The following is a 7,718-nucleotide window of genomic DNA, read 5'->3' as shown; positions in this document are numbered from 1 at the left end:
ACATGGGCACGGGTCTGCACCGAGATCCAGTCACCGTCCCGATCCGGCCGGCCCTGATCGACGCCCAGCAGCGACCAGCCGGTGAAGCCGCCCTCACCCGGCGGCGCGGCAGGGGTCTTGGCCGAGTTCCCGTTCACCAGATACGGGACACCGTCCACCCGGGAGGCGTCGAAGACGCCGACATGTCCCGCCACCAGCGCCGCGCCCTTGCCCGAGCGGGCACGGAAGTCGGCCAGCCACCGCTCCAGCAGATCGGCCTCCATCCGGTCCGTGAGTTGGCTGGCCCGCTGGGGCGTCGGGTCGCGTGGCGGTACGTGCTGGATGACGGCGACCGAACCGATGCGGCGGTCCCGCGCCGCGTCGTCCAGCTGCCGCCGCAGCTCCTGGAACTGTGCGTACCCGCCGCCGCGTACCGTCAGCGAGGAGGTGTCCAGTGTGATGAACCGTGTTCCGCGGTGGTCGAAGGTGCGCTGCGCGGGCCCGAACTCCTTGACGAAGTTGGCGATCGAGCCGCCCATCACCTCGTGGTTGCCCGGCACGTAGTACCAGTCGACCGTATCCCCCAGCTCCTGGCGCAGTATCTTCCGCGCGAACGCGAGATCCTCAGGTGAGCCCTCGTCCACCAGGTCGCCGTTGACGAGCACGAAGTCCGGCCGTGCCGCGCGGATCTCGCGCAGGGTCCGGCGCGCCTGCTGGACGCCTTCGCTGTCCGGGGCGCGTGCCACGAACTGCGCGTCCGACATCACCGCGAACCGCCAGTCGCGGCCGGCCGTGTCGGCCGCCGTGCTGATGAGTGGGTCGTGCGGGCGCCCGGCGGCAGGCAGTTCGACATCCGGCGGGGTTCGCGCGAGGAGTTCGTCCAGCACCACCTCGCCGTGGTACTGCGCGGTGGGCCGGGTCTCGGCGAGGTAGAAGCGGCGCAACTTCAGTGGATAGGCCACACCCTCCGGGACCTCGAAGGTGACCTGCCGCCAGCCTTCCCACTCCACCAGCGGGCCGCGCAGCACCTGGTCGGTGCCTGCCGCGTCCTTGAGGTGGAGCGAGGGCCAGGCGCCCGCCCCGTCTCCCTTGATCCACAGGGTGAAGCTGCGCGGCTGGCCGGGGATCTCCCGTTCGGCGGGCGGATTGACGTAGGCGGCGCGGGTGGCCGTCGACCGGGTGAAGTCGTAGCTGAGCTTGAGCCCGCCGCCCTCCTTGCCCTCCGGTTCGGGCGTCACCGACCCTTCGGCGCGGGCAGCGCTGAACGTCCAGCCGGACGCGTCGTCGAAGTCGGCCACCTGCTGCTCCTGCAGCCCGACCGTGACGGCCAGCCGCGTCGTCAGTCCCCCTACCGTGACGGTCACCGTTCCCGAGGCGGACTCCTGCCCGGCGCGGGTGGTGACGGTGAACGCGCCGCCCGACGCGTCCTTGTCCGGGACGATCGAGAAGAGTGAACGGTCGTACGACAGCTGTGCGTCTGCCGGTTCGACAGGTGCGCTGTTGCCGTCCGCGTCGTAACCGACCAGCCCGAACGACGCGCTCGCGGCGCCGTCCGCCAGTCCCACCCGGTCCGTCGTGGGGCGGATACGGTCCAGCTTCCCGAGGACCCGCAGCTCGGTGGCGCCGTGCGCCGAGCCGACCCGCGCCGTGGCGTCGGTGGTGCCGGGGCGGCGCGCACGGAAGACGCCCTGCGCGTCGACCCGGCCCACGTCCGGCCGCGTCGTGCGCCACCGCGGCCGAGGCGCGCCGTCGGCGGGGCCGTAGGTCTCGTCGTATCCGGCGGCGGTCAGTTTGCGCGTCAGACCGGGGAAGACGCGGTCGGGGTGGCCGCCCGGCATGTTGTCGGCGGTCGGGGCCTGGTCCGGGGCGATGGCCGTCTCCACCCAGAAGCCGGACAGCCGCCCCGAGCCCTCCGGCGCCGTCAGCGCCAGCCCGTCGGGGACCTCGCGTTCCTCGCCGTCGGAGGGCGAGTTCTCCAACTGCAGGGCTGTGCCGCCCGGCTCGCGGGCCAGCAGGGTGGAGGAGCCGCCGCCGTCCAGGTTCAGGGCGTTGTAGGCGCCCAGCTTCCTCATCATCAGGGCCAGTTCGGTCAGCGTCACCCCGCCCGAGGCCGCCTGCCTGCCGTCCACTGTCAGCACGTGCATGGTGCCGCCGTCCTTGGAGAACCCGACCGCGGTGCGCGGCGCCGCTGTGTTGTTCGGCCGCCCCTCCCAGTTCTGCGGCTTGCCGTCCTCGACCAGCACCCCGCGCCCGCCGACCGCTGTCCGGGGCAGGGGCGAGTCGTCGTCGGTACGCATCCGGTACTCGAAGCCGACCGGGTCGCCGGTGCGCAGCGCCGCCAGCCGCCTCGCGCCGTCCCCGCGGCCGATCAGGACGCTCACCCCTTCGGGGATGTCACCCTTTCCGGGCTTCTCGCCGACGCCGGTGACCTCGCCGTCCTCGACGGTCACCTCGGTGACCCGTGACTCCTGATCGACCGTCAGCGCACGGTCGGCCGCGCCCCAGTTCGCGTCGTACAGCCCGATGCCGTTCTGCGGCACGTTCGCCGCGTTGCGGCCGTCGAGCGGCGCGGTGCCGTCCGGGAGGGTGACGGTGCCCTCGAAGTACAGGTCCAGGATGCGGCCGGCGGCGCCCGGGCCGATCCCGACCGCCTCGGAGACGCCGGGTGCCGGTGAGTGGGTGGGCTTCCCGTAGCGGACGCCGGGGCCGAGCGGGGCGCCCGTCTCGTTGATGTCGAAGAAGTCGGCGTTGAGCGCGGCGATGGTGCGGCGCCCCTTGCCGGGGTCGTGCGCCTCGGCCAGCTCCCTGACCGTCCGACGCTCGGTGACCTTGCTGGACGAGAGATAGTCGGCCGTGGCCCCGGTGCGGGCGTCACCCAGTTCGAGGGTCAGCGCGTCGGCACGCAGCCACTTGTCCGACTCCAGACGCTCGAAGGAGGTGAGTTCGGCTCCGGGGGCGAGGGGACGGGTGGTGCGGGAGAGCTCCATGCCGTCGCCGTCGGCGATCGACCTGGGCTGCGGTGCGGGCGCTGCCGTCACCGTCGGACGGGCGGTGGGCCTCTCGGTGGTGGCCAGGGCCGCGCCGGCCGGCAGCAGGCCGGTCAGCAGCGCGGAGACGGCCGTCACCGGAAGCAGCGATCTGGTGAGTCTCGAACGGGTGAGTCTTGCGCGAGCGTGGACCTGTCTCACAACGTCCCCCACAAAGACCAGTGATCTCGGCACTTTTTGCGCACAGTGCCGCACAGGGTCCCAAGGGGGATCGGTCTACACCAGAGGGCCGGAGCGAAGTCGAAGGAAACACTGCGCATCTTCCACCGGTTGGCCCCGTCTCCGGGGCGGGGGAGCGTCCGCTAGCCCGCGAGCAGCTTCCCGTTCTCCACCTTCACCGGAACCGACGGCAGCGCTTTGGTGGCGGGTCCCTCGGCGACCTTCCCCGAGTCCACCTGGAAGCGGCTCCCGTGCAAGGGGCAGACCGCGACCTCGCCGTCGATCTTGTTGAGGGTGCTCCCCTGATGGGTGCACACGGCGCTGAAGCCCTTGAAGTCGCCCTTCTTCGGCTGCGAGACCAGCAGCTTCTGCTCGGCGTACAGCTTCGCGCCGCCCACCGGCACGGCTTCGGCGTCGCCGAGCTCGACGGGCTTGTCGGTGGTGCCCTGCGATTCACCGGCGGAGCCGGTCTCGGAAGGGGAGCCGGAGTCACCGCCTCCGCCGCACGCCGTGGCGGTCAGTCCCAGCGCGGCCAAGGCGGCGCCGCACAGCACGGTGCGGCGCGTGGCCGGCGTTTCCTCGCTCGTCGTCACGCGCCGCACTCTACGTCCACGGCCCCGTTCGGTGCACCTGGTCAGCGCTTACGGGCTGCCGACTTCCCGGCGGCGGCAGTCTTCGCGGCCGGTGCCTTCTTGGCGGCGGTCTTCTTGGCAGCGGTCTTCCTGGCGGAAGCCTTCTTCGCGGTGGGCCGCACCGGAGCCGCCGCGGACGCGTCGCTGACGCGGTCGCCCAGCACATCGCGCAGGAACTTCCCGGTGTGGCTGGCGGGCACGGCCGCGACCTGCTCCGGGGTGCCCTCGGCGACCACCAGGCCGCCGCCGTTGCCGCCCTCGGGACCGAGGTCCACGACCCAGTCGGCGGTCTTGATGACGTCCAGGTTGTGCTCGATGACCAGCACCGAGTTGCCCTTGTCGACCAGGCCCTCCAGAACGCCGATCAGCTTCCTGATGTCCTCGAAGTGGAGGCCGGTGGTGGGCTCGTCCAGGACGTAGACGGTGCGTCCCGTCGACCGCTTCTGCAGCTCGCTGGCGAGCTTCACCCGCTGCGCCTCACCACCCGAGAGAGTCGGCGCCGACTGTCCGAGCCGCACATAGCCCAGGCCGACGTCGTTGAGCGTCCGCAGATGCCGGGCGATGGCGGGCACCGCCTCGAAGAAGTCCAGGGCCTGCTCGATCGGCATGTCCAGGACCTCGGCGATGTTCTTGCCCTTGTAGTGCACCTCCAGGGTCTCCCGGTTGTAGCGCGCACCGTGGCAGACCTCGCAGGGGACGTACACGTCCGGCAGGAAGTTCATCTCGATCTTGATGGTGCCGTCGCCGGCGCAGTTCTCGCAGCGGCCGCCCTTGACGTTGAAGGAGAAGCGGCCCTGCTGGTAGCCGCGGACCTTCGCCTCGGTCGTCTCGGCGAACAGCTTGCGCACATGGTCGAAGACACCGGTGTACGTCGCCGGGTTGGAGCGCGGCGTACGGCCGATGGGCGACTGGTCGACGTGCACCACCTTGTCGACCAGGTCGTCCCCCTCGACGCGGGTGTGCCTGCCGGGCACCGTCCTGGCGCCCTGCAGCTCGCGTGCCAGGTGGGTGTAGAGGATGTCGTTGACCAGCGTCGACTTGCCGGACCCCGACACGCCCGTGACGGCGGTGAGGACCCCCAGCGGGAAGGAGACGTCGATGTTGCGCAGGTTGTTCTCCCGCGCGCCCCGTACGGTCAACTGCCGCTCCGGGGCGACCGGGCGGCGCACCTGCGGGGTGGGGATCTCCCGCTTGCCGGACAGATAGTCGCCGGTGACCGAGTCCTCGTTGGCCAGCAGCTCCTTCAACGGACCGCTGTGCACGACCTTGCCGCCGTGCTCACCGGCGCCGGGGCCGATGTCCACCACCCAGTCGGAGGCCTTGATGGTGTCCTCGTCGTGCTCGACGACGATGAGCGTGTTGCCCAGGTCGCGCAGCCGCACCAGGGTCTCGATCAGCCGGTGGTTGTCGCGCTGGTGCAGCCCGATGGACGGCTCGTCCAGTACGTACAGCACGCCGACCAGGCCCGAGCCGATCTGGGTGGCCAGCCGGATGCGCTGGGCCTCGCCGCCGGAGAGGGTGCCTGCGGCGCGATTGAGCGTCAGATAGTCCAGGCCGACGTCGACCAGGAAGCGCAGCCGCTCGTTGACCTCCTTCAGGACGCGCTCGGCGATCTGCTGGTCGCGCCCGCTCAGCTTCAGCTCGCGCAGGAACTCGGCGCACTCGGTGATCGACATCGCGGAGACCTCCGCGATGGACCTGCCCTGCACGGTCACGGCCAGCACCAGCGGCTTGAGCCGGGTGCCCTCGCAGGCGGGGCAGTTCACCTCGCGCATATAGCCCTCGAAGCGCTCCCGGCTGCTGTCGGTCTCCGCCTCCGAGTGCCGCCGCTTCACGAACGGGACGACGCCCTCGAACGCGGTGGTGTAGGCGCGCTCGCGGCCGTACCGGTTGCGGTAGCGGACCTCGACCTGCGTCTTGTGGCCGTACAGCAGTGCCTTCTTGGCGCGCGCGGGCAGCCCCGCCCAGGGGATGTCCGTACGGAAGCCGAGTGCGTCGGCCAGTGCGCCGATCAGGCGGCCGAAGTACTCCCTGGTGTGCCCGTGCGACCACGGGTGCAGTGCGCCCTCGTCCAGCGACTTGTCCTCGTCGGGGACGATCAGCTCCGGGTCGACCTCCATCCGGGTGCCGATGCCGGTGCACTCCTGGCAGGCGCCGAAGGGCGAGTTGAAGGAGAAGGAGCGCGGCTCCAGCTCCTCGAACGAGAGGTCGTCGTAGGGGCAGTACAGGTGCTCGGAGTACATCCGCTCGCGCTGCGGATCGTCCGGCTCCAGGTCGACGAAGTCGAGGATCACCATGCCGCCGGAGAGGCCGAGCGCGGTTTCCACCGAGTCGGTGAGGCGCCTCTTGGCGCTGGGCTTGACGGTCAGGCGGTCGACGACCACCTCGATCGTGTGCTTCTCCTGCTTCTTCAGCTGCGGCGGCTCGGACAGCTGGATGGTCTGTCCGTCGACACGGGCGCGGCTGTAGCCCTTGGTCTGCAGCTCGTTGAACAGGTCCACGAACTCGCCCTTGCGCTGGCGCACCAGCGGCGAGAGCACCTGGAAGCGGCTGCCCTCCTCCAGGCCGAGCACCTTGTCCACGATGGCCTGCGGGGACTGGCGGGCGATCGGGCGGCCGCAGACCGGGCAGTGCGGCTTGCCGATGCGGGCGTAGAGCAGCCGCAGGTAGTCGTAGACCTCGGTGATCGTGCCGACGGTCGAGCGGGGGTTGCGCGAGGTCGACTTCTGGTCGATGGAGACAGCGGGCGAGAGGCCCTCGATGAAGTCGACGTCGGGCTTGTCCATCTGCCCGAGGAACTGCCGCGCGTAGGCGGACAGCGACTCGACGTAGCGCCGCTGGCCCTCGGCGAAGATCGTGTCGAAGGCGAGCGAGGACTTCCCGGAGCCGGAGAGCCCCGTGAAGACGATGAGCGAGTCGCGAGGGAGGTCTATCGAGACGTTCCGCAGATTGTGCTCGCGAGCGCCACGGACGAGAAGACGGTCGGCCACGCCTGTTGGCACCTTTCGTGTGAGAAGCGGGAGCCCGCGGCGAGCGGGAGTCCCCGACCAAGAGTAGGACGGCGCCGCCCGGAGTGTCGTTCGCTTCCGGTTCGGGAGCCGGGCTCGACCATATAGCACGTTCTTTCGAATTGCGGCAGGCCTTGCCATCTTCCCCACGAACGAGGGACACCAGTAGCTTTGGATCATGACCACGCCTGCGCACGACGCCGAACTCGTACGGACCGCGACCGGTCACCTGCTGAGCGACACCGTCAAGCTGGAGGCCCCCGAGGTGGCCGAGCCCTCCCAGCTCCCGGGCTGGACCCGTGCCCATGTGCTCACCCACCTCGCCCGCAACGCCGACGCCCTCCTCAACGTGCTCGCGGGCAAACCGATGTACGCCAGTGCCGAGGCCCGCGACTCCGACATCGAGAAGGGCGCCGACCGCCCGCTCGACGCCCTGGTCGACGACGTACGCGCCAGCGCCTCCCGGCTGGAGAGCGCCTTCGCGGCCCTGGGGGACGACGACTGGAACCGCACCGTCACCCTGCGCAACGGTGTGACGGATCTCGCCTCCTCCGTCCCGTTCCGCCGCTGGATCGAGGTCGAGCTGCACCATGTGGACCTCGGCATCGGCTACACCCTGGAGGACCTGCCCGGCACCTTCGTCGACCGCGAGCTGACCAATATGGCCAGCCGATTCTCGGGGCACCCTGATGTGGCCGCCGCCATCGAGCTGCGGGCCGAGGACGGCCGCACGTGGCGTACCGGCGCGGCGGAGGCCGGGCCGGACGGCCCCTTCGTGGTGGCCGGCAGCCCTGTCGCCCTCGTCGGCTGGCTGACCGGCCGCACGAACGGGAGCGGCCTCTCGGCGCGGGGCCCTCTTCCGGCGCTTCCTGCGCTGTAGAGAGCGCCTATCA

Annotated in this window: 4 protein-coding genes; 1 reads left to right on the top strand and 3 read right to left on the bottom strand. The window is 70.7% G+C overall.

The window, feature by feature from the left end; translation table 11 throughout:
• The 3 genes from KBY19_RS35090 to uvrA form a co-directional block, all read right to left on the bottom strand.
• The coding region (locus KBY19_RS35090) for a phosphodiester glycosidase family protein (protein ID WP_247691731.1) at nucleotides 1-2,966 on the bottom strand (2,966 nt) is incomplete at its 3' end.
• Between the two features lie 362 nt (nucleotides 2,967-3,328).
• Nucleotides 3,329-3,787 carry a Rieske (2Fe-2S) protein gene (locus KBY19_RS35085; RefSeq protein ID WP_180289596.1) on the bottom strand — a complete coding sequence of 153 codons (459 nt, stop codon included), beginning with the start codon at nucleotides 3,785-3,787 and terminating at the stop codon, nucleotides 3,329-3,331.
• Between the two features lie 32 nt (nucleotides 3,788-3,819).
• Nucleotides 3,820-6,807, bottom strand: coding sequence for an excinuclease ABC subunit UvrA (gene uvrA, locus KBY19_RS35080; protein ID WP_185016516.1), 2,988 nt, complete (start codon nucleotides 6,805-6,807; stop codon nucleotides 3,820-3,822).
• 196 nt (nucleotides 6,808-7,003) lie between these two features.
• Between uvrA and KBY19_RS35075 the strand changes: the two genes are divergently transcribed.
• Nucleotides 7,004-7,705 carry a maleylpyruvate isomerase family mycothiol-dependent enzyme gene (locus KBY19_RS35075; protein ID WP_210956121.1) on the top strand — a complete coding sequence of 234 codons (702 nt, stop codon included), beginning with the start codon at nucleotides 7,004-7,006 and terminating at the stop codon, nucleotides 7,703-7,705.
• Nucleotides 7,706-7,718 lie beyond the last annotated feature (13 nt).

The organism is Streptomyces sp. B15 (assembly GCF_018070605.1).
GTDB classification, from domain to species: Bacteria; Actinomycetota; Actinomycetes; order Streptomycetales; family Streptomycetaceae; genus Streptomyces; species Streptomyces smyrnaeus.
Note: the sequence above shows the minus strand (reverse complement) of the source record. Positions and strands in the feature narration are given on the sequence as shown.